Genomic DNA, 2,248 nt, shown 5'->3' on the forward strand with positions numbered 1-2,248 from the left:
TCGTAAAGCTCAGAAAGCTGTTATTGAACAAAGAAAGTTAAATCCTGTGCTTGACTCTTGTGGTTAAAAACAGGACATTTTAAATGGTTTATCGCATAGACATTTTAATTGGTGAATAACAACACTTGTATATTAGTTTAAATATCAATTATTTAAAAATTTAGTCATGACCAAGAAATCAGCAAAAAGTCGATTTTGAAACAAGTCGGCTTTTTTATGAGCGGTTTTGATAGTTCTTGCCAATAAATTTGTTTAAAAAGTAGTCGATTTTGAGATTTTTTAAATTTTATCAATGCTTCAATGTCCAAAACTATCCACATTTTTTGTGGATAAAATTTAGGCTATTTTGTACGTTTTGGCTCACATCAATCTCGGCTCTTTGCTGCTATCCGGAATACTGGAATTTTACTATTATGAACTCATCGGGAACAGGAAGTTCCATATAAGAATAACAATAGATAAGCACAAGGACTGTAAGGTAGGACAGGAGTTATACCGAGCGAACCAATACGAAAAACCCCGGCAGGATGCCGGGGTTTTTTATTGCTTAGAATATCTATAACTGGGTATTGATCTGATAGCGTGTACTACGTCCACCACCTTCTAATTTAACGATACATTCTTTCTCAAGTAAGTCTGATAAGTGGCGAGTAGCCGTTGCCTTACTGACTTTAGCAACCTTTTGATATTGCGAAGCACTAATACCATGTTCAAAGCCATTTTCGCCACCGTCTAATAAACGATTTAGAACTTTACGTTGTTCTTCACCCAGGGCTAAATTTGAATATTTATGCCAAAATTGACTTTTAAACAATGTTCGACTGATCTGCGCTAAGGTTTTTTCAAGGCTTTCATTCAACGTGTCTAGAAACCAAATCAGCCAATCTGTGATATCAGAATCATTTTTTTGAGTTTGTTCTAATATCTCATAGTAACTTTTACGTTTATTTAATATCGCAGTAGACATTGCATACAAACGGATACTTTGCTCATCCATTTGAGCTAGAGCAAGGTCTGTAAGTATACGTGTAATACGGCCATTACCATCATCAAAAGGATGTAGGGTAACAAACCATAAATGGGTAATGCCTGCACGTAACAGAGGATCAAGCAATGAATCATTCAGACTCTGATTAAACCACGCTATGAAGGTATGTAAGCGTTCTTCTAAGCCTTCTCTTGGCGGTGCTTCAAAATGTACTTTAGGGTAATCCAATCGACCTGAAACGACCTGCATAGGCTCTGATCCCCTCAGTTGACCAATGCGTAAACGTTGCATTGTCCAGTCGGGGTCATTGAAAAGCCAACGATGCCATTGCATGAGGCGCTCAACAGTCAGTGGTTGCTTAACATCGTTCAGCGCATCCAGCATGATATTGGCTAAACCTTCTGATCGATCTGAGCTTGGATAAGGCTGTTCAAGAGTGACACCCAAGCGTTGGGCTAAAGATGATCGCAATGAAAAAACATTGAGGGTTTCATTTTCAATTGCTGATGAAGCAACGAGATTGGCAAGTAGAGTATCTAGAGTGAATTGTTCTTTCGCTAAATCATGCTGACTTTGTCCAAGAAGAATTCCTATTTTTTGATGTATCTGTCTGGTTTTAGGTAAGATAGTTGAATCTTGCCATGTGAAATTTGTCCAGTTTTCTGCTTGCCAAATCCATTTCTGCATTTTCAATCTCTCTCATCTAAAATTTAAGATGAGTTAAATATAGCACAAATTCGACTCATATTGTGAGCCGAATATGTACTGTTAATTAGCTCATTATTTATCGAGAACAGTTCTACTTGGGGCTTACATTTTAATTGGTGAATAACACGACTTGTAATGCAATTTGCATTACAGTACTCTTAGCACATTAAATAACTGGGAGATATGATGGCTACTGTTAACTTCAGGGTCGATGAAGCCCTTAAAGAAAAATCCTATTCCATCCTTAAAGAACAAGGTATTGCACCTACAGATTTCTTTACTAGTATTCTTGAGTATGTTGCTACGACTGGGAAACTACCTGTCAAAAAAGCTTTGCTTTCAGAAGAAGATGAAGAATTATTAGCTCTTGTCCGTAAGCGCATTAATGACCCTAAAGAGATGTTTGAGGAAGTCACATTAGATGACTTATAAGCTTTTACGTCACAAAGACTTTACAGCAGAATGGGAAAAACTCCCTGTTGCTATACGAGATCAATTTAAGAAGAAACTAGCCAAAGTCATAGAGCAGCCACATATTCCAAAGAATATGCT

Annotated in this window: 2 protein-coding genes; one reads left to right on the forward strand and one right to left on the reverse strand. The window is 37.1% G+C overall.

Annotated elements, in window-relative coordinates; genetic code table 11:
* Positions 1-556 precede the first annotated feature (556 nt).
* Positions 557-1,675 (reverse strand): Fic family protein, encoded by a 1,119-nt coding sequence (locus ACK4M9_RS22720; protein WP_171265303.1) that lies wholly within the window; start codon positions 1,673-1,675, stop codon positions 557-559.
* 207 nt (positions 1,676-1,882) lie between these two features.
* Here ACK4M9_RS22720 and ACK4M9_RS22725 point away from each other — a divergent pair, with 207 nt between their 5' ends.
* Positions 1,883-2,128, forward strand: a complete 246-nt coding sequence (locus ACK4M9_RS22725) for a type II toxin-antitoxin system RelB/DinJ family antitoxin (protein WP_000246756.1) — start codon at positions 1,883-1,885, stop codon at positions 2,126-2,128.
* Positions 2,129-2,248 lie beyond the last annotated feature (120 nt).

Source organism: Anaerobacillus sp. (assembly GCF_046314235.1).
In the GTDB taxonomy this organism is placed as follows: domain Bacteria; phylum Bacillota; class Bacilli; order Bacillales; family Anaerobacillaceae; genus Anaerobacillus.

Bases quoted from the DNA above. Each gene is read 5' to 3' on its own strand.
- ACK4M9_RS22725 (WP_000246756.1), top strand. From the start codon at position 1,883: ATGGCTACTGTTAACTTCAGGGTCGATGAAGCCCTTAAAGAAAAATCC.
- ACK4M9_RS22720 (WP_171265303.1), bottom strand. From the start codon at position 1,675: ATGCAGAAATGGATTTGGCAAGCAGAAAACTGGACAAATTTCACATGG.